This is a genomic window from Natronorubrum bangense (assembly GCF_004799645.1).
Lineage (GTDB): Archaea > Halobacteriota > Halobacteria > Halobacteriales > Natrialbaceae > Natronorubrum > Natronorubrum bangense.
In genome coordinates this window covers 950,626-972,683 of record NZ_CP031305.1, presented here as the reverse complement: position 1 = coordinate 972,683, position 22,058 = coordinate 950,626, and the positions used below count along the sequence as shown (strand labels likewise).

22 protein-coding genes are annotated in these 22,058 nt (G+C 62.8%); 10 read left to right on the top strand and 12 right to left on the bottom strand.

What is annotated here, in order from left to right; all coding sequences use genetic code 11:
- Positions 1-57 precede the first annotated feature (57 nt).
- The gene (locus DV706_RS04835; RefSeq protein WP_049889801.1) at positions 58-666 is read right to left on the bottom strand and encodes a hypothetical protein; all 609 of its coding nucleotides are present in this window, start codon (positions 664-666) and stop codon (positions 58-60) included.
- Between the two features lie 220 nt (positions 667-886).
- On the opposite strand from DV706_RS04835, the gene DV706_RS04830 reads away from it, so the two are divergent.
- The 3 genes from DV706_RS04830 (at position 887) to DV706_RS04820 (ending at position 3,548) form a co-directional block, all read left to right on the top strand.
- Positions 887-1,558: a bacteriorhodopsin gene (locus DV706_RS04830; protein WP_049889802.1), complete on the top strand. Its 672-nt coding sequence runs from the start codon at positions 887-889 to the stop codon at positions 1,556-1,558.
- Positions 1,559-1,724: 166 nt separating this feature from the next.
- Positions 1,725-2,600, top strand: a complete 876-nt coding sequence (locus DV706_RS04825; protein WP_006066256.1) for a bacteriorhodopsin — start codon at positions 1,725-1,727, stop codon at positions 2,598-2,600.
- Positions 2,601-2,765: 165 nt separating this feature from the next.
- Positions 2,766-3,548, top strand: a complete 783-nt coding sequence (locus DV706_RS04820) for a lycopene cyclase domain-containing protein (RefSeq protein WP_006066257.1) — start codon at positions 2,766-2,768, stop codon at positions 3,546-3,548.
- A gap of 217 nt (positions 3,549-3,765) precedes the next feature.
- Here DV706_RS04820 and DV706_RS04815 read toward each other — a convergent pair whose 3' ends face one another.
- Entirely contained in the window at positions 3,766-5,640 is a 1,875-nt protein-coding gene (locus tag DV706_RS04815) for a PINc/VapC family ATPase (RefSeq protein ID WP_006066258.1), read from the bottom strand.
- 168 nt (positions 5,641-5,808) lie between these two features.
- On the opposite strand from DV706_RS04815, the gene DV706_RS04810 reads away from it, so the two are divergent.
- Both DV706_RS04810 and DV706_RS04805 read left to right on the top strand, forming a co-directional pair.
- Complete coding sequence (locus tag DV706_RS04810; protein ID WP_006066259.1) at positions 5,809-7,440, top strand: globin-coupled sensor protein; 1,632 nt, start codon at positions 5,809-5,811, stop codon at positions 7,438-7,440.
- 120 nt (positions 7,441-7,560) lie between these two features.
- The gene (locus DV706_RS04805) at positions 7,561-8,679 is read left to right on the top strand and encodes a M20 family metallopeptidase (RefSeq protein WP_006066260.1); all 1,119 of its coding nucleotides are present in this window, start codon (positions 7,561-7,563) and stop codon (positions 8,677-8,679) included.
- A gap of 12 nt (positions 8,680-8,691) precedes the next feature.
- On the opposite strand, the gene DV706_RS04800 is transcribed toward DV706_RS04805, so the two are convergent.
- The gene (locus tag DV706_RS04800) at positions 8,692-9,663 is read right to left on the bottom strand and encodes a hypothetical protein (protein WP_136350806.1); all 972 of its coding nucleotides are present in this window, start codon (positions 9,661-9,663) and stop codon (positions 8,692-8,694) included.
- 119 nt (positions 9,664-9,782) lie between these two features.
- Positions 9,783-11,174 carry a signal recognition particle protein Srp54 gene (locus DV706_RS04795; RefSeq protein WP_006066263.1) on the bottom strand — a complete coding sequence of 464 codons (1,392 nt, stop codon included), beginning with the start codon at positions 11,172-11,174 and terminating at the stop codon, positions 9,783-9,785.
- A gap of 342 nt (positions 11,175-11,516) precedes the next feature.
- Between DV706_RS04795 and DV706_RS04790 the strand changes: the two genes are divergently transcribed.
- Positions 11,517-11,738, top strand: a complete 222-nt coding sequence (locus tag DV706_RS04790; RefSeq protein WP_006066264.1) for a type II toxin-antitoxin system HicB family antitoxin — start codon at positions 11,517-11,519, stop codon at positions 11,736-11,738.
- A gap of 9 nt (positions 11,739-11,747) precedes the next feature.
- Here DV706_RS04790 and DV706_RS04785 read toward each other — a convergent pair whose 3' ends face one another.
- Positions 11,748-12,551 carry a sulfurtransferase gene (locus DV706_RS04785; protein ID WP_006066265.1) on the bottom strand — a complete coding sequence of 268 codons (804 nt, stop codon included), beginning with the start codon at positions 12,549-12,551 and terminating at the stop codon, positions 11,748-11,750.
- Positions 12,552-12,833: 282 nt separating this feature from the next.
- Here DV706_RS04785 and DV706_RS04780 point away from each other — a divergent pair, with 282 nt between their 5' ends.
- Together DV706_RS04780 and DV706_RS04775 are read left to right on the top strand one after the other, a co-directional pair.
- Complete coding sequence (locus DV706_RS04780; protein ID WP_006066266.1) at positions 12,834-13,697, top strand: sulfurtransferase; 864 nt, start codon at positions 12,834-12,836, stop codon at positions 13,695-13,697.
- A gap of 252 nt (positions 13,698-13,949) precedes the next feature.
- Positions 13,950-14,585: a hypothetical protein gene (locus tag DV706_RS04775; RefSeq protein ID WP_006066267.1), complete on the top strand. Its 636-nt coding sequence runs from the start codon at positions 13,950-13,952 to the stop codon at positions 14,583-14,585.
- Positions 14,586-14,600: 15 nt separating this feature from the next.
- On the opposite strand, the gene DV706_RS04770 is transcribed toward DV706_RS04775, so the two are convergent.
- From DV706_RS04770 to DV706_RS04755, 4 genes are all read right to left on the bottom strand, one after another.
- Positions 14,601-14,873, bottom strand: a complete 273-nt coding sequence (locus tag DV706_RS04770; protein ID WP_006066268.1) for a DUF7553 family protein — start codon at positions 14,871-14,873, stop codon at positions 14,601-14,603.
- Positions 14,874-14,948: 75 nt separating this feature from the next.
- Positions 14,949-15,788 (bottom strand): hydroxyethylthiazole kinase, encoded by an 840-nt coding sequence (gene thiM, locus DV706_RS04765; protein WP_006066269.1) that lies wholly within the window; start codon positions 15,786-15,788, stop codon positions 14,949-14,951.
- Positions 15,781-16,449 carry a thiamine phosphate synthase gene (gene thiE / locus DV706_RS04760; protein WP_006066270.1) on the bottom strand — a complete coding sequence of 223 codons (669 nt, stop codon included), beginning with the start codon at positions 16,447-16,449 and terminating at the stop codon, positions 15,781-15,783. Before thiE ends, thiM begins: the two co-directional genes overlap by 8 nt.
- Positions 16,450-16,538: 89 nt before the next feature.
- Positions 16,539-17,144, bottom strand: a complete 606-nt coding sequence (locus DV706_RS04755) for a GNAT family N-acetyltransferase (protein WP_049889803.1) — start codon at positions 17,142-17,144, stop codon at positions 16,539-16,541.
- A gap of 197 nt (positions 17,145-17,341) precedes the next feature.
- Between DV706_RS04755 and DV706_RS04750 the strand changes: the two genes are divergently transcribed.
- Positions 17,342-18,262 carry an LLM class oxidoreductase gene (locus DV706_RS04750; protein ID WP_006066272.1) on the top strand — a complete coding sequence of 307 codons (921 nt, stop codon included), beginning with the start codon at positions 17,342-17,344 and terminating at the stop codon, positions 18,260-18,262.
- A 15-nt stretch (positions 18,263-18,277) separates the two neighbouring features.
- On the opposite strand, the gene solA is transcribed toward DV706_RS04750, so the two are convergent.
- Together solA and DV706_RS04740 are read right to left on the bottom strand one after the other, a co-directional pair.
- Positions 18,278-19,408: an N-methyl-L-tryptophan oxidase gene (gene solA, locus DV706_RS04745; protein WP_006066273.1), complete on the bottom strand. Its 1,131-nt coding sequence runs from the start codon at positions 19,406-19,408 to the stop codon at positions 18,278-18,280.
- A gap of 99 nt (positions 19,409-19,507) precedes the next feature.
- Positions 19,508-19,912: a hypothetical protein gene (locus DV706_RS04740; protein ID WP_006066274.1), complete on the bottom strand. Its 405-nt coding sequence runs from the start codon at positions 19,910-19,912 to the stop codon at positions 19,508-19,510.
- Positions 19,913-20,039: 127 nt separating this feature from the next.
- Between DV706_RS04740 and DV706_RS04735 the strand changes: the two genes are divergently transcribed.
- Positions 20,040-21,398, top strand: coding sequence for a restriction endonuclease (locus DV706_RS04735; protein WP_006066275.1), 1,359 nt, complete (start codon positions 20,040-20,042; stop codon positions 21,396-21,398).
- Here DV706_RS04735 and DV706_RS04730 read toward each other — a convergent pair whose 3' ends face one another.
- Positions 21,399-21,956, bottom strand: coding sequence for a flavodoxin domain-containing protein (locus DV706_RS04730; protein WP_006066276.1), 558 nt, complete (start codon positions 21,954-21,956; stop codon positions 21,399-21,401).
- Between the last annotated feature and the right edge of the window lie 102 nt (positions 21,957-22,058).

Below are 22,058 nucleotides of genomic sequence, written 5' to 3'. Positions count from 1 at the left end.
AGACCGTCTCAGGCGTGGCAAGTGGTCGAGCGACGTCACCAGCCCCAGCTCGTGTTTTCAGGCCGACTCCGACCGAAGATGCCGGCTGCAGAGGTAGACAACAGCGGAGCTGACCGCCGCTGCCGTGCCGACTGCGATTACGGGGACCGAGACGTCAGTCTGTCCGTATGGGTTTCGCGGTGCAGCGTTGATAACTGAATAGAACGTTTCTCCTCCCGTGTGGCCGAGCAAAAAGAACCCAACCGTAAGCAGAATGGCGAACCCACCGGTCGCTAATCCGAACATCGATGCGACGTCTTCAACGTTCAGTAATGTGTGTGCCGTTGCCTCCGATAACTCCGGTTCACGGCTGCGACGCACGATCGATACCGCGATGAGACACGACGCAGTTCCAAGCTGGATCGCGCCGGCGCAGACGCCGACCCAGAGAACGAGCGGCGACGCCCACAGGGGCTCACCTCCTGGGAAGGCTGCCCGGACCGAGGACGGATAGGTGGCCGCAATCGGCACGACGAGTGCAAGCACGAGCAACAGCCCGCTCTGATAGACGAGCTTCTGCGGAATTCGTCGTTTGATCAGCGCGTATCGCTCCACTCGAAGCCGCTCGTACGTCGACTCACCGAGGAGTGCGTCCGCAATCGGATCGTTTGGATCAGTTGAAGTCATCAGTTCGAGAGTGTGACTGGCCGCCGGTTCAGGTGGCCGAACACGGAGCGTCGAAATATACACTCCGATTTCAAACCCGGAGTCAGAACACCGGACATACACTCGCGGCTAGCTGTTATCCCCGTTAGGGCTTACCGGTATATTTTGCGAAGTTCTACTCGTAAATATGACCACACTAGTTGGTCCAGAATCCCTGTGGCTGTGGATCGGAACGATCGGAATGACGCTCGGAACGCTCTACTTCATCGGTCGTGGACGCGGCGTTCGAGATCCGAAGATGCAGGAGTTTTACATCATCACGATCTTCATAACGGCGATCGCGGCGGTGATGTACTTCGCGATGGCGACAGGCTTTGGCGTCACCGAAGTGATGGTCGGCGACCAGGCGCTTACGATCTACTGGGCGCGGTACGCAGACTGGATCTTCACGACACCGCTGCTGTTGCTCGACCTCGCGCTGCTCGCCGGCGCGAACCGCAACACGATCGCGACGCTGATCGGTCTCGACGTCCTCATGATCGGAACCGGCACGATCGCGGCGTTCGCGGCGACCCCCGGCACTCGGATCGCGTGGTGGGGTATCAGCACCGGTGCCCTGCTCGTGTTGCTGTACGTCCTCGTCGGGACGCTTTCCCAGAGCGCCCGGAACCAGTCGCCAGAGGTGGCGTCGCTGTTCAGCACGCTGCGCAACCTGCTCATCGTGCTGTGGCTGCTCTACCCCGTCGTCTGGATCCTCGGAACTGAAGGAACGTTCGGCATTCTCCCGCTCTACTGGGAGACGGCCGCGTTCATGATCCTCGACCTCTCGGCGAAGGTCGGCTTCGGAGTGATCCTGCTCCGAAGCCGCTCTGTGCTCGAACGGGCCGTCACACCATCCGCCGCGGCTGTGTGACGACTCGGCGTTACTCGCTCGAGTTCGACTGAGTGTGACATCGCGTTCCGCTGATCTCCCGTCTTCGCCTCGGCCCTCATCGCGCTGTGACCCTTCAGCACCTGTAAATATCCGTTTCGGGACGGATATCTGTTTATGTGTCGTGGCACTGAAATAACCTGTACGTATGCAATCACTAACTGCGCTCGCATTCGACGGGCGACATCACGTCCTCCAAAACGGCCTAACCGACGCAGAGTTGGTCGAGTACGTCTTCGGTGGCGGCAACACGTTGCTCGCGCTGTCGTTCGTTGTCAACATCGTCCTCGCCGGACTCACGATTCTCGGCATCGTCTACCTCGGGCGGTCCCTCACCGATCCGCGTTCGAAGGCGATCGCGACCGCGCTGATGCTGATTTCGGTTGTCTCGATCTCGAGTTACACCGGACTCACATCGGGGCTGACGCTGGGTATTATCGAGATGCCGGCGAACCACCCCGCCGCGGGTTCGACGACGGCCGGTGAGGACGGCGTACTGGTAATGTGGGGTCGATACCTCACGTGGACGTTCTCCACACCGTTCATTCTGATCGCACTCGGAATGATCGCCGGATCGAACTGGACGAAGATCCTGACGACCTGTGCGTTTACGATCGCGATGTGTGTCACCGGTCTGGCGGCGGCTTTGACGACGTCCTCGCTGGCGCTGCGCTGGTGGTGGTTCGTGCTGAGCTCTACTTTCTTCCTTGTGATCGTGTACGTCATCCTCGTCGACTGGACCCGCGAGGCCGAGCGAACCGGCACCGCGGACCTGTTCACGACGCTGAAAATTCTCACCGTCGTCGGCTGGTTCGGCTATCCAATCCTCTGGGCACTCGGCGTCGAAGGGTTCGCAATCTTAGATGTCGCGATCACCTCGTGGGGATACAGCATCCTTGACATCATCACGAAGTACATCGTGACATTCGTCGCCATGTTCTACGTTGCTAACGAACCGGCGTCGATCACTGGCGGTGCGGACTACGGCTCCACTCTCTCCGGGTCCAGCCCAGCAGACGACTGACCGAACCGAACTCGTCGACCCAGCGTCCACGTCAGTACCGCACGCCGACTCGCGCCCTGATCGGGCCTAACCAGTTCGGATTCAGGGCTTTGCAGACGCCGATCGTAATTTCGCTACGGGACAACGACTCCGTACTGAGATCCGACGACAAACGCTAACACGCTCATGGCCGTTCCACTCACATACTTCGGTGTTCATTTAGCGTTTATCCTCCCACCGCTGTTGATTCTGGGCTGGCTCGCGTTCCGGCGCGACCGGGCCTGGTGGGGCGTCCGCCCGCTCTCCGGACTCGGAATCATGATCGGACTTGCCGTCGTCTACACGACACCGTTTACGAATCATCTCATCCCTGAATCGGTCTGGTGGTACGGCGAGGGCGCAGTCGTCACGACTATCTGGCACACGCCGATCGAAGAGTACCTCTTCTTCGTTCTCCAGCCGATACTAACCGCGTTCTGGCTATTCCAGATCCCGGCGACTGCCGATCGATCGCTAGCAATCCCGCTCACACACCGGCTGATCGGCATCGGGGGCGGCCTGTTGATCGCCGGCATCGGCTGGCTCCTGACCGGTGGCACCTCGACGTACTATCTCGGCTGGTTGTTGCTCTGGTCCGGCCCAATCCTCGCTATCCAATGGGGGTTCGGCCTTACGTACCTCTGGACCGTCCGTCGGCCGGTACTGGTCGCTATCGCCGTCCCGACGCTCTACCTCTGGATCGTCGACCGGCTCGCGATCGAACTCGGTATCTGGGTCATCTCGGACACGTACACGACTGGACATATGCTGCTGGGACTCCCCATCGAGGAAGCGCTGTTCTTTCTCCTGACCAACGTCTTCATCGTTCAGGGAATCGTCATGTATCTGTGGCTGCTCGATCGCATCCACGAAGTGCCGACGCTCTCTCAAGCGCTGACTCGAGTCGGTGCGACCTCCGATGAGTCGTGAGACGACCTCTCGCTGCGTCGCCGTCGGAGGCAACGAGAATCGGCTGTTCGCCCGTGATGCAGCCCCGCTGACCGTGGGCGGACTGATCGCACCCGCAGGTCTGGCTTCCGGAGAGGGTGGCGGGGGCGCTCACAGTGTTCACTCACCACTCCTCGACGAACCGACGCTAAAAAGATTGGACACGGCGTTCTTCCAACCCGTGTTTGCGAGCCGGTGCCTACGACGGCACGACCGTGATCGGCTCTTTCCGGTCGATCGCCTGCTCTAGCTCGTCGGCGATTGCGCTTCCGCGAGAGACCTGGATTTCGCCACCGCGGCTGACTGTCGCGGTGAACAGATACTCGCCGCCGGCCTGCACTTCGACGGTTTCGCCGTGGTTGCCGTCGACGGGGACGATGACGTGTCTGGAGGTGATCTCGGGAGTAACCATCTGGCCCGGGGGCTGTCCGCCACCGCCGTTTGAGCTAGCACCAGCGCCGCCACCAGCGCCCGCGCCGTAGTTGGGATTCTCGTCGTGGGTGCGGACGTCGATATCGATCCCCAGCCGGTTCTCGACGTCCGTGATTCGGCCACCGCCCTTGCCGATCACGCTCGAGATATCGTTCTCTTCGACGTAGACGACAGCTTTGTTCTGACTCGTGAGTTCGACGTCGACGTAGCCGCGAGCGATCGACCGGATCTCGCGTTCGATCTCGCTTTTGGCGATTCGGTCGACGCCGGACTCGGTTCCGGGGCCACCCTCCTCGTCTTTGAGGGGGACGGTGACGACCTGCCGGTTGAAGGTATAAATCTCGTACTCGGGGTCGCCTGTCTCGAAGTTCGTCACCTGAATCACGGGCCGAGCGAGGTCTTCTTCGGTTAGGCCAGCAGGGACTTTGACTTCCGTTTTGACGTCGTAGACCGTGTTGACTTCACCAGCCTCGATGTAGACGACGGTGTCGACGACCTGGGGAATCATCCCGAGTTCGACGCGGCCGACAAGACGCTGGAGGGCGTCGATCGGTCGGGTTGCGTGGACGACGCCGATCATGCCGACGCCGGCCAGTCGCATGTCCGCAAAGACTTCGAAGTCGTCGGTTTTGCGGACCTCGTCGTAGATGGTGTAGTCGGGTCGGACCATCAGGAGGGCGTCTGCCGTTTTGGCCATCTCGCCGGCCAGTTCGGTGTACTGGGTGATTTCGGGGCCGACCTGCAGGTCCCGCGGCTTCTCCATTGTTTTGACGGCGTAATCGTGATCCGAGATGAATCGGGCGACTGCCTGTGCGAACGTCGACTTCCCGGCACCCGGTGCTCCCGAGATGAGGACACCCCGCTGGCGCTCGAGCAGCCGATCTTTCAGCTCATCGGCCTTCTCGTAGTCCTCGATGTCGGTCTGGGCGATCGGCCGGACGGCCGTGATCTCGATCCCGTCGGCGAACGGTGGTCGGCCGATGGCGATCCGGTAATCTCGGAACTGGACGATCTTCATACCCGGTTCGGAGAGTTCGATGAAGCCGTCGGGGGATTCCTTCGCGCCGTCGACGACCTCGCGGGCGTACTCGTCCATCGTCGCCTCATCGAGCGCTTCGTCGGCGATCTGTTCATACCGCATCTCGCCGAGTTCGCCCCGTTTGGCCATCGGAATCGTATCCGTCTTGAGGTGGACGCTCATCGTCTGGTCGTCGAAGAAGTTCTCGACGGTCAGCGTCCCTACTTCGCGGACCTCTGGCGAGACGTGCTCGACGTCGAGGCCTTTCGCTTTCGCGACTTCGGCCTGGACGACATCGCTCGTCAGGAACGTCGCCTCGAGATCCTCTGCGAGATCGCGAATCAGCGCGTCGATCTCGCCTTCGGCGGCGTGGCCCCGTTCGATGGCGTCGGGTCGCTCGCCGATATACTCGAGGACGATAACACCCTCGTCGGCGAGCTCGGCGAGCCGCTGGAGCTCTGAGAGGCCGTCCCAGCCACTGTCGATCCCATCGTTTGCCTGCGCCTCGAGTTCCGCGACGACGGCTTCCGGCACCGAAATCGTCGCTCCCTCGAACTGCCCATCATCGATCGTCGCCGAAACGCGGCCATCGATGACCACGCTTGTGTCCGGCACGACGTGCATACCGTAACTGTTCGACGGACACCTATAAGGATGTTCCACCGAGCGAACCTCGCTCACCGCGATAACCAGTGCGAGCGGGGCGCTACCGTCACTCATTACGGGGCGCTGAATTCCTGTTCAGAGAGAACATTCGTTGGATATTAAGTATGCACCGAACACGTTCAGATAATGGATCCGAAGCAGACATTTGGGCAGGGTGGGCTCAATCAGTTCCTCGCAGCCGATGAACTCATCGACCGTATCGGTCTCGACACTGACGAGATCGCGTGGCGAAAAGAGTTCGTCGGCTTTGACGAAGCCGACGAGCGACGACTGGCGGATCTCGAAACGCTGTTGCGCGAGAACCAAAACGAGATCGCGGACGATTTCTACGACAAGATCCTGCAGTACAAACAGACCAGAGACGTCATCGACCGCTCGCCGAAAGGCGTCGAATCGCTTAAGCAAACCCAGCGAGCGTATCTCGTCTCGCTGTCGACGGGCGAGTACGACCAGTCGTTCTTTGCAAACCGGGCTCGAGTCGGAAAACTCCACGAGATTCTCGACATGCCGCTGAAACACTACGTGGGACAGTACGGCGTCTACTACACGCTGTTGCTCCACCAGTTGAACGAGCGTGCCCAAGAGCAGGTCGTTGATGCGATCGAGGAGTGGGTCGAAGAACAGGACTCGGATGGCAGTGGACTCGGTGGGTTCGTCAACGCACTCGGATTCGGTGGCGATGACGACGATGAGGGACTCGAGGAATCGTTCGAGGAAACCGTCAGAGACGCAGTCGACGACGGGATGATGGACGTGCTCTCGCTGTTGCGGATCATCAACCTCGACATGCAGATCGCGACTGACACGTACGTCGACTCCTACGCCCAGCGACTCGAGGATTCGATCGAACGCCGCCAGCGGCTCGCACGCGAGGTCGAAAAAGACGTGCAGGGGCCGATCGAAGAACTCCACGAAGCGGGTGGCGTGATCGCCAGTCGCGCCCAGACGATCAGCAGTCACACGGCGGCCCAGGCCAGAAACACGAATCAGGCCGCGACCGAACTCGGCGAGCTGAGTGCCGCAGTCGAGGAGGTCGCAAGCGTCGCGAACGAGGTCCGATCGGAGAGCAAGCGGGCCGAACAGCTCACCGCCGAGGGTGTCGACGCCGCCGACGATGCCCTGGACGAACTCGAGGCCATCGAGGGCGCGACGGAAGACGTGACCCAGTCCGCCGCCGACCTCGAGACGAGAACCGAAGAGATCGACGCAGTGCTCGAGCGACTCGATGACGTCGCCGAACGAACGACTGTGCTGGCGAAAAACGCGAAGATCGAAGCCTCTCGGTCGGGTAACTCCAACTCGGGGACGATGGGTGTCATCGCGAACGAGGTCGAGTCGTTCGCTGAACAGACCAAACGCGATCTCGCGGCGATCGAAGACGCTGTCGAAGGCGTTCGCCGGGACGCGATGAAGACGGTCGAAACGACCGAGGAGACGGCCGAACGGATCGATGACGGAACGGATCGGGTCCGCGAGACGATGGACTCGCTCGAGGAGATCCACGCTGCTGTCGGGCAGACGGCCACGAAGATGGAAGACATCGCGGCGGCAACTGACCAGCAGGCACGGAACGTCGAGTCAGCCGCAACGACTGTCGAAGAGATCTCGCAGACGGCCGATCAGGTTGCCGACGCCACGGAATCGGTCGCTGCAGCGAGCGAAGAACAGACCGCCAGCCTCCAGAGCGTCGGCGAGACGGTCTCGAGGCTGACGGACGAGAACGACGAAGAGGAGCAGCCAGTCTACGAGCAAGTTTAGAAACCCCACTGGAGAGCGTCACCGACGGCGCTCGACCATCCTGACCGAACTCGTTTTGTCAGAGCGGTACGCTGTCGGTCGCTCGATGGACACAACACACTCCACGCCATAGTGGTCGCTATGACAGTCCGTGAGCTGACACAGGCGCTCGTCTCGATTCCCAGTCACGAAGACGAGACGGCCGCAGGAGACTATATCGAGACGTGGCTCCGACGTGAGACCGACGCCGACGTAACGCGTGACGCAGTGGGCAACGTGATCGCGCGAAAAGGAACTGGTGGAGAGACACTGGCACTCGTCGGCCACCACGACGTTGTCGAGCCGGCGCCATCACAGGTCAACAGCGGTGTTGGTGGGGACCTCGAGTACGTCGTCGAACATCGCGATGGCCGTCTCTACGGTCGTGGCACCGCAGACATGAAAGGCGCAGTTGCGGCCGCGATGCTCGCGTTTCGCGACAGCAAACTCCAGTCGTCTGGGCCATCCCAGTCGGCGTCGACAGGCGAACTGGTCTTCGCCAGCTTCGTCGGCGAGGAGATCGGCGGCGTCGGCGCACAACACGCCATCGAGCACGGCTTTGCCCCCGAGTACGCAATCGTCGGTGAGGGTTCGACGGGCTACTCGAGTCCGGGCGTAACGGACGTCGCCGTCGCCCACAAAGGCCGTCGCGGAAGTACGATCACCGCAGACGGAACGGCCGCCCACGCGAGCGAGGTCGGTGCTGGGGAGAACGCGATCTACCGCGCGACCGCGGCCGTCGACCGCATCCGCGAGCTCGAGGTGCCGTCGATCGAGGTCGCAGGTGACCAACTCGAGGGCAGCCTCGTCGTCACCGAAATCGACGGCGGATCGGCGATGAACGTCGTTCCCGACCGCTGTGAGCTGACCGTCGACGAGCGGACGGTGGCAGGCAAGCGAGCGCCACTCGAGCACGTCGCCGCTCTCGAGGGGGTTCACTGGACCGTCGATCAGGATCTCCCGCCGATGCGCTGTACGGACGAGGCGTTTGCCAAGACAGTGCTCGAGGCAGCCAACGCTGTCCAGCCGGGGTCGCCGGACCTCGTGACGAAGCCCCACGCGACCGATGCCGGGTGGCTTTCGGAAGCCGGAACGGAGTGTGTGATCTACGGTGCTGCCGAACCCGGCGAGGCTCACACCGAAAGCGAAAGCGTCTCCATCGACGTGCTGAAGCGATGTCGAGACACCTATCGGCGGGTCGCGGAATCGTGGCTGCAGTGAGGTCTGGCTGTGCTATTGCGAACAGTTTCGCGCGGCCTCGAGTGACTGTTCGCCGTCGTTCCGTCGCCGATCTGCAGTGATCGGGTCGCCGGCTGCCGCCGCAGCCGCTGCATCTGCGAAGGCCGTCGCGGCGTCCGCGAGTTCGTTGCTCTGACAGCGTGCCGTCTCGACGTTTGTGGTGAGTCCGGACGGCGGCTCCGGGTCGCTCTCGAAGGTGTCCGTCGCCATCTCGAACGCCGCTATGGCGTCAGTGAACGACGTCTCTGCTCGTTCGTATTCGCCGTTGTCGAACTGGGACTGTCCCTGCTCGAGGGTTTCGTAGCCGTCCAGTAGCGACTCGTAGCCGTCCCCGAGTGTGACAAACGAGTCAAGCACGTCGCCAAGCGTCGTGATGCCATCCTCGAGCTCCGCGTAGTCGATCCGGGCGAGCTCCTCGAATCGGGCTTTCTCGAACGCCTCGAAGTCGGCCGCTGCCTCGTCATGGCGTGTCTGTGCCGTTGCAAGTGTCGCCGTTCGCTCGTCGACAGCGCCGGCTGCCGAATCGAGATCGCCGTCGCCACCGATCGCCGCAGCGACGTCGTCGATGTCGTCCTCGAGTGTCTCGTCGGTAATCGCGTCGGTCACGATGACCAGTCCCTCGAGGATATCGGCGTACGTCTCCAGCCCGTCGACGTCGGCTTGCCGATCGTCGGCGAGTTCAGCTGCCGCAGTCTCGAGATACTCTCGCGCGTCGTCGATCAGGCCATTCGGTTTCGCGGGGTCGAACTCGATTTCTTCGGGGTCGTCGATGGCATCGTCGTTCACCTGTAACGCCAGCGCGGCCTCGTTTAGCTTCCCAGTTGCACGATCGAGTGCACGCTCACCAGTTCGATCAGCGACCTCGCCATCGGTTTCGCTGCCGGTCAGATCACCGAGACAGCCCGCAAGCAGCGTCAGTGTGCCGACACCCGTGCCGGCGCGTGTGAGATACTGTCGACGATTCATTGATACTCGAGCATACGTCTAGAAACGTATGAACGTAGTGGCAGCCGTCAAGAATGCTCAAACGAGTCTGTATCGTCCTGTAACCGAACACAGACCGAGGAAAGCCAGAACGTGGGATCCTAGAACGGCCCCATCCCGCCCATGCCGCCGCCACCGCCGCCGCCTTGCTGTTGCATCTGTTTCATCATCCGCTGCATCTCCTGTTCGGAGCCCATCCCCTGGAACTGCTTGATCGTCTTCTCCATCATCTTGTACTGCTCGAGCAGTTCCCGGACTTTCTCCTCGCTGGTGCCCGAGCCACGGGCGATGCGTTCGATCTGACTCGCGCCGATAGCTTTCGGATACTCCTTTTCGGTGTCGGTCATCGAGTCCATGATGACGCTAAAGGTGCGCATTCGATCCTGAGTGACGTCCATCGCGTCGTCGGGGAGCTGATCTTTGATCCCGCCGCCGAAGCCGGGGATCATATCCATCACCTGATCGAGCGGCCCCATATTGTTCATCGCCTCCATCTGCTTTTGCATGTCATTGAGGGTGAACTGGCCCTGGAGCATGTCCTCGGGCTCCCAGTCGTCGTCTTCGACCTGGGTCTGCTCCATCGCGCGCTCGACGCGCTCTGCGAGCTGGCCGAGATCGCCCATCCCCAGCAGCCGGGAGATGAAGCCGTCAGGCTCGAAGCGTTCGATGTCTTGGACCTCCTCACCGGTCCCGAGGAACGCGATCGACGAGTCGGTCTGGTCGACGGCCGTCAGCGCGCCACCACCTTTCGCGGTCCCGTCCAGTTTGGTGATGACGACGCCGTCGATGCCGATCGACTCGTCGAACTGGCTCGCCTGCTCTTTGGCACCCTGCCCGATCGCTGCGTCGAGGACGAGCAACGAGGTGTCGGGTTCGACGACGCCTTCGATCTGCTCGATCTCGTCGATGAGATCGTCCTCGAGTGCGTGGCGACCCGCCGTGTCCACGATATGAACGTCGGCTTCGCTGGTCTCCTCGAGGCCTTTCCGAGCGATTTCGACGGGGTCCTCGCTGTCGGGGTTGCCGTAGTAGTCGACTTCAGCACGGCCGGCCATCTGCTGGGCCTGCTCGTAGGCACCGGGTCGGAACGTGTCCGTCTGGATCACGGCGGGGCGCAGCCCCTTCGTCGAGAACCACCAGGCCATCTTCGCGGCGGACGTGGTTTTCCCGGACCCCTGTAGTCCTGCGAGGAGGATCGTCTGTTCCTCGAGTGGCAACTCGGTCGACTCACCGATGAGCCCGACCAGTTCTTCGTAGACGATTCGGAGGACGAAATCCCGCGCCGGCGTGCCGGCTGGCGGTTCTTCCTCGAGTGCGCGTTCTTTGATGTTGTCCGACAGCTCCATCACGAGCGAGACATCGACGTCGGCCGAAAGCAAGGAGCGCTGGATCTCCTTGACGATCTCCTCGATGTCTTCCTCGCTGATGCGTGACTTCCCGCGGAGTTTATCTAAAGTGCCCCGCAGAGAACTGCCGAGATCGTCGAGTACCATTTGGCCAATATACGGGATGACGTCGTTAAAGGCTTTTTCTACTGGTCATCTCGCATCCTCGAGCCGGCGACCGGGTTGTGGGGTGGTTCTCGAAGATGCTGTGATGGCTACGCTATAGTAACAACTGCAACGATTTACACACTGACCGCACGACGGCTGTGCGATCAGGTGTGCACTGACTTGCAGTGGCTACCATATATCGACACCTCACCGGGCCTGTGCGCTGGCTGTACGAACGAACCGTGAGCCACAGTTCAAAGCCGAGCGAGCGAACTGGTTGGAGGCTGTGGAGTTTGTCGATGCGTCGGAGCGTATTTCAACCGACCGTGACAACGTCTCCGTATGACTGCCGACGCAGACGCCGATCCAAGCGAGTACGACGCGCTCGAGGACGCGGACGTGACGATGCGGGAAAACGACCACGGCCTCTACATCGCCGACGACGAGATAACCGGGGTCTCGAGTCAGGGACAGACGCCCGAAGCGGCCCTCGAAAACCTCGCCGCGGCGGTCGAGTCGTACAGAGAAGCGACGGACGACGATTCGGGCGACGACTGGCTCTGAGTTGGCCGCTCACTCGTCAACAACCGGTCCGGTTTCGATCGTGCCGTCGTGTGCCAGCCACTCCGTCAGACTTCCTTCGTAGAAGGCGACAGTTTCGTAGCCGAGCGCCTGGAGAACGACGTAGGTGTGGCTGATTCGGCGGGCAGTGTTACAGTAGAGGACGATTTCGCGGTCGGGCGTGATGCCGTGCTCGTCGAGGAGTGCCTCGAGGTCGGCCTCGGACTTCAGTCGGCGTGTCTCGTCGTCGACGGCCTCCCGCCAGTCGAACCGGACCGCCCCGGGCAGGCGGGCCTCCTCGAACTCGTGGGTATCGCGCGTGTCGACGAACAGCGCATCGCGCTCGAGGGCGTCTTCGACGGTCTCGAGGTCGACCAGCGGGCTCTCCTCGCGAGAGAGTGGCTCGGCTTCGTAGCCCGTCGGCTCGATCTCAGGAACGTCGCTCGTCGTCTCGTACGCGCGGTTCCAAGCGCTGTAGTCGCCGTCGAGCAGTCGCACGTCGTCGTGGCCGTACTCGAGCGCTGTGAGCACGAAGCGAGCGGCGAAAACGCCGTGGGTGTCGTCGTAGGCGACGATCGTGTCGTCGGGGGAGATGCCGGCCTCGGAGAGCAACGCTGCGAACGCATCGGCACCGGGAAGCGTTCCGCGGTCGACGTCGCTTTCGTCGCGATAGCTGTCGAAGGGGATGCTTACAGCACCGGGAACGTGCCCGATGCCCTCGTACTCCCAGGCGTCTCTGACGTCGACGATGCGGATTTGGGGATCCTCGAGGCGTGTCGCGAGCCAGTCAGGAGCAACGACGACGGATTCATCCATTGGCGGCTGATTCGAGAGCCAGCCCTGAGAACACACCGGTCCCGGCACCACTCCCCTGGGTACCGAGCTTCCGGCAACATAATCCGCTTCAACGGGAGTTGTTGGGGCACAGACAGGTTCACCGTGAGATGAGACGGATCGGTCGCTGGCAGGAACGGCCGGTCTCAAATCGCGTCTATTCGGGCCGTTCGAAGTAGCGGCAACAGTCTCCGCCACGGTTGACCGGCGTCCGAATTGTCCGGTTGGGGTGCCACTATGACCCTGGCAGCCGTTGGATTATGTATGGCAACAAACTACGCCAATGACGTACTCGTCACCGCCGACTGGGTCGAGGACCACCTCGAGGAGTTCCAGGCCGACGATCCGGCGTATCGACTCGTCGAAGTCGACGTCGATACGGAAGCCTACGAGGAGGCCCACGCCCCCGGCGCGATCGGGTTCAACTGGGAAACCCAACTGCAAGACCAGACCACTCGAGACGTCCTGACCAAAGACGACTTCGAGGACCTGCTCGGCAGTCACGGCATCAGCGAGGATTCGACGGTCGTCCTCTACGGTGATAACGCAAACTGGTTCGCCGCCTACACCTACTGGCAGTTCAAATACTACGGCCACGACGAGGTGTATCTCCTCGACGGCGGCCGCGAGTACTGGCTCGAGCACGACTACCCAACGACTGACGAGGAACCCGAGTTCTCGGCTGTCGAGTACGACGCCGCCGGGCCACGCGAGAGCATCCGTGCCTACCGCGAAGACGTCGAAAAGGCGATCGACCGTGGCGTCCCACTCGTCGACGTTCGCTCCCCCGAAGAGTTCCGCGGCGAGATCCTTGCGCCGCCAGGCCTCCAGGAGACCGCCCAGCGCGGCGGCCACATCCCCGGTGCGAAGAACATCTCGTGGGCCGCTGTCACCGACGATGACGGAACGTTCAAAGATCGTGACGAGCTCGGGGAGCTTTACGCCGAAGAAGGTATCGACGGCGACGAGACGACCGTTGCCTACTGCCGTATCGGCGAGCGCTCGTCTGTTGCCTGGTTTGCCCTGCACGAACTGCTCGGCTACGAAGACACGGTCAACTACGACGGATCCTGGACCGAATGGGGCAATCTTGTCAACGCACCGATAGAGACAGGCGAGGCCGAGTGAGCAAAGCGACCGAGGCCTCGAAAAAGCGAGCGGGCGTAGCCCGCGAGTAAGGCGAGGGCGACAACTGAAAGGAGTCGACCTCGAGGCGAAACAGCGAGCGGAGTGAGCCGTAGAGCAAGGCGAGGGTGACGACTGAAAAGAACGAAATTTCGTTGCAGAACGGCTGACAGGGGCGACCACTACCCCGTTCTCCGCCCGCACGACAGCGCCCAGCGCGACAGACCTAACTCGAGTCCGGCCGAAAAAGTCGCCATGACCGATTCCGAAACGTTCATTGAGGCGGTACGTGAGGACAACCAGACCGAACTCTCACGATTGGGGTCCTCGAAGTCGCTGTATGCCGACACTGGTGGCGATATCGACACCGAACCAGTCCTTCGTGCGACGGCCGACGCCGAACACGCGGCCTGGCAGACGTTCGAAGCGTGGGCCGATAGTGAGGAAGACGAGGCGGCCCGCGACGTCTTCGACACCACGGCTGCAGAGGAACGAGCCCACTATGAGACCGTCATCGACTACCTTGATGTCGAGGACTACGAACCGGGCGAGATCCCCGACCTTCACGAGTATCTGCGTGGCCTCGAGTCGACTGTTGAACGCGCCGGCGCGCTTATCGGCCGTATCCTCGCGAGCAAGCGCTCGAAAGAGCAGGTGGTCGGCTACTTCGTCGGCGACGCCGACCCTCAGACCGCGGGCGTCTTTCGCGAGTTCGGCGCGGAGTTAGACGACCAACTCGAGCGGGCAGGGGAGCTTCTCGAGGACGTCTGTGACAGTGCCGACGACGACGAACGCGCCCAGAGGGCAGCAACCGGCGCGATCGAGGCCGCCTACGACGAGTACGTCGCAAACCTCGAGGCGATGGGCGCAAATCCAAAACCCGTCTGCTGATCCCCGCTCGAGTCGTTACACGCCCTCGACTGTTTCGCGGAACGCACGGATCGACTCGAGGGCGTCTTCGACGTGGGTTGTGACATCACTATCAGCATCGGCCGCGACCTCGGTGAGGATATGTTCGTGCCGAGCGAGTGTGCCGTGGTCCGGACCGCGAGCGGCTTCGGCCAGCTCCGCGAACGCGTGCGATTGGTTCTCGAGCCGCTCACGGACGTCGTCGTCCGTCGCGGCGTCGTCTGCATCCTGCAGCGTTTCGGCAGCAGCTGTGAGTTCTTCTCGCATCATATGCTACCGTTCGGCAGTGGTCGACAAAACGGTTTCATCGGTCGTGACCGGGAAGTCGAGACAGCGTGGGAGCGATCAGGCGACGCGTTCGATTCGGTCCTCGAGATCGAGTTCGGAAACGGTTTCGGGCGTGAGTCCAGCAACGGTGTCGTGGAAGTTCGTCCGGTAGCTTTCCGGCCCATTGTGGTCGAGTTCGGCTGCGCGCTCCCCGGCGATCCCGAACGCAAGTGTGCCGTGGACGGCAGCCGTCACGGGGTCCTCGAGCGCGCCACGAAACGTGGCCAGCGTCGCGCCGAGCATACAACCAGTCCCGACGACCTCGGAGAGTCGTTCGTGGCCAGCCGTGATGCGAGCCGCCTCGTCGGCGTTCGCGACGACGTCTTCGACACCGCTTGCGACGACCGTCGCGCCGGTCGCGTCCGCAAGCGACTGGGCCGCGTCTTCGATCTCGTCGTACTCGCCGACGGATTCGACGCCGCGTACTTCGGCTTCGACACCCGCGAGCGCGCTGATTTCGCCGTAGTTGCCTTTGATGATCGAAAACTCGAGTTCCTCGAGTAAGGCTTCGGCGACCGATTTTCGGGTCGGCGTTGCGCCGACGCCGACGGGATCGAGCACGATCGGGATGTCACGGTCGGCCGCGGTCGACCCAGCGTCGTGCATGGCCTCGACTTTTCCCTCGGGGACCTGCCCGGTGTTAAACAGGAGGGCGGCCGCACCGGCAGCCATCTCGCCCGCATCGCCGGGCGAGTCGGCCATCACCGGGAGCGCATCCCAGTGGAGGGTTAGATTCGCGACGTCGTTCATCGTCACGGTGTTGGTCAGATGCTGGACGAGCGGCGTCGTCTCACCGATCGCCTCGAGCGACGACGCGAGGTCGCCACCGGAGACAGCGGCTGGAAGCGAGCTAGCCATCGTGTGGGGGTGTGTCTCCCATGGCCTTCGCAGTTTCGACGGCCGCCGCGAGCGATTCGGTCGCCGCGCAGGGGTCCTCAGCGGCGGTAATCTCGGAGATGACGGCCACGCCGACCGCGCCGGCATCGACGACCGAGCCGGCATTTGCGGCCGTTATCCCGCCAATACCGACGACTGGGATCGACACTGCGTCGGTGATTTCGGCGATCCGTTCGGGACCGACGCCGTCTTTGTACGCATCGACCTCCTTCGAGGTCGTGCCGTAGACAGTCCCGACACCGAGGTAGTCCGCGCCGTCGGCTTCTGCCCGTCTGGCTTCGTCGACCGTCGACGCCGAACAGCCGATCACTGCCTCGGGGCCGAGCAACTCGCGTGCGACCGCGACCGGGAGATCCGACTGGCCCAGATGGACGCCATCGGCGTCGATCGCCTGTGCGATGTCGACACGGTCGTTGACGATCAGGTCCACATCCGCACCAGCAGTTATCTCACGCACCTCGAGGCCGAGTTCGTACCGCCGCTGCGCGGTCGTCTTCTTCTCTCGAAGCTGGACGACGTCGATACCGCCGTCGAGCGCCGCCTCGACGATCTCAGTCGTCTCTCGGCCCGCAGACACCGACGCCTGCGTGACGAGGTAGGTTCCGTAGGTCGCGGGATTCATGTACAGACCAGCGGAACTGAGCCACTAAGTGGCTTCGGTCGGGCGAACAGACGCCAGGTAGTCGGCGCTGTACACGCCGTGAGAACCAACTACGACAACTCGAGGTGATCCATCCCTGTCTGAACCAGCGCGTCCCAATCGGGCGACTCGCGCACCGCCGATAACGGCGTCGGCCGGTCTGGAGCGGCTTCTTTTTCGGCGATCGGCCGTCGCCACCAGGCGACGTCGTGCCACGCGTTCTGGGTGTACCCCATCGCGGGAAAGTCGGCGACGCGCTCGAAGCCGAGCCGTTCGTGGAACCGGACTGTCGCGGGGTTCGGCAGTGTCGTCACAGTGTAGGCATCGCAGTATCCCTGTCGCTCGAGGATCGCAAACAACGACGCGTACAGCGCCTGGCCAACACCCGACTGGCGGACACCGTCGGCGACGTAGACGGAGAGTTCGACGACCCACTCGTATGCGCGACGCTTCCGCAGTGGCCCCGCATAGGCGTAGCCGACGACCTCGCCAGCGTGTTCACAGACAAGCCAGGGATAGCGCTCGAGCGTCGAGTCGATGCGCTCGGCCAGCTCGGTCTCGGTCGGTGGGGTTTCCTCGAAGGTGACTGCCGTCGAGTCACAAAACGGGGCGTAGATCTCCCGAACTGCGTCTGCGTCGCCTGGCTCTGCGATCCGGATGCGGGGATCGGACTCCATAGCGGTGGCTCTCAGCGCGGCGGCAATAAACGCGCGGAACTCGACGGCCGGCCTCGAGACAGCAGCGACGAGCCAGCGACCGTGTCTGCCGGAGCCGAATTCGATGGGGAGCGACGACCCTACTCGAGTACGCTGTGACGGTGTCGAGCCGTTGTGAACAAACACCGTCTTGTAGATCGGGCCGATAACTCGATCGAATGTCTCCCGACGACGCCAACGCGGGCTACCGGCGGCTGTTCGACCGCGATGGACTGACCTTCGGCGCGGGCTTTCCTCTCACCGGCACGAACCGATCCACGCCTGCTCCCGGACGCGAGATCGACCTCGCGAAACACGCCGAGGCTGTCGGTTTCGACGGCCTCTGGGCGCGGGACGTCCCGACCTACTGGCCGAAGTTCGGCGACGCCGGCCAGACGTTCGACACCTGGCCGTGGCTCTCTCACGTCGCCGCCCACACCGACGATATCGCACTTGGCACCTCGAGCGTCGTGCTCACGCTCCGGCATCCGCTTCACGTCGCGAAATCCGCGGCGACGGTCGACCAGCTCTCGGATGGCCGGCTCGTCCTCGGCGTCGCCTCCGGCGACCGCGACCCGGAGTACCCGGCCTACGACGTCGATCATGAGGAACGTGGCCAGCTGTTTCGCGAGTCCGTCGAGGCGATGCGAACCGTCTGGCGCGAGGAGTTCCCGGAGCTCGAAGGCCAGTGGGGGGCGCTCGAGGGCGACCTCGACGTGGTGCCGAAGCCGACGACGGGGACGATTCCGCTGTTGCCGACCGGCTACGCCCGCCAATCTCAGGAGTGGATCGCCGACCACGGCGACGGCTGGCTGTTCTATCACCTGCCCGAACGCACCCTCCAGAACTATCTCGCAGACTGGCGCGAGGCGGCGGGCGAGAAACCGTTCGCGATCGCGATTCGCGTCGAACTGGCTGACGATCCAACGGCAGCGCCCGAGCCGCTCCATCTGGGCTTTCACGCCGGCATCGAGTGGTTCCAGGACTACTTCCGACGGCTCGAGGAGTACGGTCTCGACCACGCCATCGTCGGTATCCAGAACGACGACAAAGAAGCCGCGCTGTCGACGTTCGCCGACGAGGTTATCGACACGCTGTAGTGGCGTGTCGATGCGTCAGAACCGATCGATCGAGAACAGCTCAGTCGGATGGTCAGTCTCGCCCTCGAGTGCAAGGTCAGCCAGGATCTCGCCGATCACACTGGCGAATTTGAACCCGTGGCCCGAGAAGCCAGCGCCGACGGTGACCTGTGGATGGTCGGGCAGCGTATCGAGAACGAAGTGATCGTCAGGCGTGTTGGTAAACAGGCAGGTCTGCAGGCGCATCGTCGGTCCTGCGCCGTCGGCGAAGTACTGTTCGGCAAACGTTCGAAGCAGTCGTTCGTCTGCCTGTGTGGGTTCGCGCTCGAGGGCGTCGGGATCGACCGTTTCTTCGCGATGGTTGTAGCGGCCGAACTTGAACCCCGGCACGTCGTGGACGGGGAAGCCGTAGTAACGGCCCTCGGGCACCTGCAGGTTCCAGACCGGGAACTGCGCTGGCGTAAACAGGTCGGGTTCGTGGGGCTGGAGCCACGCGAGGACCTGTCGCTCGGGAACAGCGACGCCCTCGAGTGCGTCGACGAACTGGGCTGCCCAGGAACCCGCAGTGAGCACCAGTTTGTCTGCCTTGTATCGGTCGTAATCGGTTTCGACGCGAACGCCGCCGTCGGCCGTTGGCTGCCAGTCGACGACGCGTTCTCGAGCGCGGATCGTCGCACCCGCTCGATGGGCGCGGTTGACGTGGGCGATGATACACTGCTCAGGGACGAGATAGCCACCGTCGGGCTGGTAGATCGCTTCGTACTCCTCGGGCAGCCCGTAGCCCGGATATCGCTCGCCGAGTTCCGCACCCGAGAGCTGTTCGTACGTGAGGCCGTGTTCCTCACAGGAACGTCTCGATCCCTCGACGAGCGGGTCGCCGGCCGGCCCGGCGTCGATCGAGCCGGTTCGGTAGCGTAGCTGCCGATCGTGATCAGCCTCGAGGTCGTCCCACAGTTCGTACGCCCGTTCCAACAGCGGGACGTACGCGGGATGTTCGGCGTAGGCCAGCCGGATGATCCGGGTGCTCCCGTGTGAAGAGCCGTAGCTATGTGGGATATCGTAGCGCTCGAGGCCGAGTACGTCGACACCGCGTTCAGCGAGGTGTGCGACTGTCGCGCTGCCCATCCCGCCGACACCGAGGACGATCACGTCGTACCGATCAGCCATAGCAGACGATGTAACGACGAGCGCGAAAACAGTTGGTGTTCGGACTGGTGGACGTCTACCGGCGTCTCCACACCCTTTTGGCTTGTGCGGCCACGCCGCTCAGTCGTCGTCCCGTTTGGCTCGCTCGCGCAACCGTCGCTTCTGGCGACGCTCGGTGACGTGGTCGACGCCGTCGGCCAGTTCGTCCCGAACGTCGTCTTCGAACGCGTCGACCTCCTCGAGAAACGCAGTCGAAAATTCTTCGACGAGTTCGAACGTCCACTGGTCGCTGATCGCCCCGGCTGGCAGATGGTTGTCCCGGAGTTCGTCCGCCCACTCCTCGTGGCCGGCCTCACGAAGCCGGTCTTCGGCGTCGCTCATTCGGTCCATCGCGTGGCCGAGTTCGTGATGGAACTCGAGCAAGTTGCCGTAGGCTCGATAGACGTACTCGATACCGAGTTGCATGTTGTGGAGTGCCTCAGCTTCGGCGTCGCTCAACTCGAGGTCGTCGGGATCGGTCGACATAGTCGTCGAACGACGGACGGGTGAAAAGGCGTTTCAGGCCCGGCAATGGGTGCCGATGTTCGGGAATCGAGACTGTCTCGAGTCGAAACGCTATCGGCGGTCGACTCGGTAGTCGGACCTGAACGCGATGGCGATACTCGACGACCTCTCGGGCTACGAGTTCGAGGACCTGATGGAGGACGTGTTTCGACACCTCGGCTACGAGAACGTCCGCCAATCACGACGGACAGCCGACGAGGGCCGAGACATTCTGATGGAGGAGGTCGTCGACGGGACCCGGCGGGCGGTCGTCGTCGAGTGCAAACACACGGACACTGTAAGCCGCCCGGTAATTCAGAAACTCCACTCGGCGGCGGCGACCTACGAGTACGACGGTCCGGTCCGCGGGATGGTGGCGACGACCGGCCGATTCACCGACCCTGCCCGCGAGTACGCCCGCCAACTGGGTGACGGCGACGGCGGCGTCGAACTCCTCGATGGGCAAGCCCTCCGAGAGATCGGTGAGGAGATCGGGATGAACCTCTACAACGGCCGGATCGAGATCCTGTGTCACGAAACCCTCCAGCCGGTCCACCCCACCGCTGGCCGGGACGCCCCGGTCTTCGAAGCCGTCCGGGAGATCGACAATCTCGAGGCCGTCACCATCCCCACACCGGAGACGACGGTCTCACTCGAGCCGATGGTGACTGTCCGCGCGCGAACGGACGCCACGTTCGAGACGTCCGTCGGCGTCATCCACCGGATCGATGAGGCAAACGAGTTCGTTATTCACGCCGACCGCGACGCGCCCGCCGTGGCGACTGGTGACGTGCGAGACCTCGTCGCGACCCGAACGGCACCCCGGATCGACCTCGAGGACGCGGCGCTCGAGGCGACGTTCGACGGCGTCGAGCGCAAGCGTTTCGGCCAGACCGAGACGGCGTACAAGGAGTGGGCGATCGACCGCCTCCGGCAGGCCCACACGACGACGGTCCACTACACGGGCGGGAACAACGTCGACTACGAGAAGACCTGTACGCCAACGCGCTCGGATATCTCGGTTCAGGAGATCGATCCAGTCTACGTCCCACACGTCCGTTCGCTGCTCTCGCTTGGCGAATACGAGTACGAGTACAGCTACTACGCTGCTGGCCCCTCGCGGTCGACCACAACCAACGATCTTCAGGGGTGTGTCCACTGCGAGACTGCTGGCGCGAGCGAGTCGTACACCTACTGTGCCAACTGCGGCAGCATCAACTGCGACGACCACATCGAAACGGAGCGACTCGAGGGCGACCCGGTCTGTCACGGCTGTGCCGTCACCGAACGCTTCGCGTTCAAAACGAAGTACTTCTCCGACGAGGCCAATCTCGAGGCGTTCCGCGAGCAGTACGACGAGATGTCCGTCATCGAGAAGGCACAGGAAAACGTCCCGCTGGCCGTCGGAGCCGTGCTTGCCCTGCTGGTCGTGACACTCCTTGTCGCGAGTTCTGTCGGTGGCCTCTGATCAGGACTGTTCGGGTGCGTCGGGAAGCAACGCCCTGAACGCATCGATGAACGCCTCGAGTTCGTCCCAGTCGGTGTACTCGTAGTCACGTGCAGTGTCGGTGTCGCCGCCGGCTTTCCCCGCGATCCGGCGCATGACGACGCGTTTCAACAGGCCGTACCCGCTGTATTTGAGTGCACCGGCGACCAGCAGCGTGGTGTCTGGCTCCCAGCCCGTCTCCTCGAGGAACGCCTCGAGGATCTCCTGGGCTGGCTCGCGGTCGTCAGGATCCGGGTGTGCGGCCGTCAGGCTAACCGAGAAAAACGCCGATGGGACGCGATTCAGGGCCTCGCTGTGCTTGTCGACGAACGATTCGACGTACGACTGGTGAGACCCCATGTGGATCGATGCGCCGACGATGACGCCATCGTAACGCCCCGGATCGAGCTCCGCTGGCGGGTGTTTCGCGTGCACAACGACGACGTCGTGGCCCGCGTCCTCGAGGGTGTCACCGATCCGTTCGGCGATCGTCGCCGTCTGGCCCTCGCTCGAGCCGAAAGCGACGAGCACGCGGCCCATCAGCGCTCCCCTCGCTGCTGTCGGCTCGTGTAATCGACTGGGACGACCCCACTGGACGGACGACCACCACTCTCGAAGACGGTCATACGAGTCCTACGTGAC